The following is a 439-nucleotide window of genomic DNA, read 5'->3' as shown; positions in this document are numbered from 1 at the left end:
CGGGCGGCCTCGGCGTCCTCGGCGAAGAAGGGATCGTCCTCCATCGCGTGCACCTGCACCGGGACGCGCCCGGGCCAGGCCGCACCGAACTCGGACACCGGGATGCAGGCGTGCATCAGCAGGGCGCCCCGCGCCCCGTCCCGTGTCTGCGCCAGTCTCTGCGCGGGCACCGCCCCGAGCGAGAAACCGGCGTAGACGACGTCCCGCGGAAGCGGACCGGCCGCGCGCACACCGCGCGCGGCGATCTCTCCGAACCCGACCTGACCAACGAACTGCGCGCCCTCGTCCAGGGAGTCGAAGGTGCGCCCGTCGAACAGGTCGGGTGTGTGAACGGTGTGCCCCGCGGCCCGGAGTTCGTCGGCGAAGGCGACCACCCCAGGGGTCAGCCCTTGTACGTGATGGAACAGTACGACCTCTGCCATGCCGGACTCCTTGCTCG

Annotated in this window: 1 protein-coding gene; it reads right to left on the bottom strand. The window is 71.8% G+C overall.

Annotation, left to right across the window (positions count from 1 at the left end; genetic code table 11):
* Positions 1-422 (bottom strand): dienelactone hydrolase family protein (locus tag LPA54_RS39180; RefSeq protein WP_228985161.1); only part of this gene is annotated, 422 nt, incomplete at its 3' end.
* Between the last annotated feature and the right edge of the window lie 17 nt (positions 423-439).

The sequence above is a fragment of the Streptomyces sp. DH12 genome (assembly GCF_020873895.1).
Taxonomy (GTDB): domain Bacteria; phylum Actinomycetota; class Actinomycetes; order Streptomycetales; family Streptomycetaceae; genus Streptomyces.
This window is presented reverse-complemented; position numbering and strand designations above follow the sequence as displayed.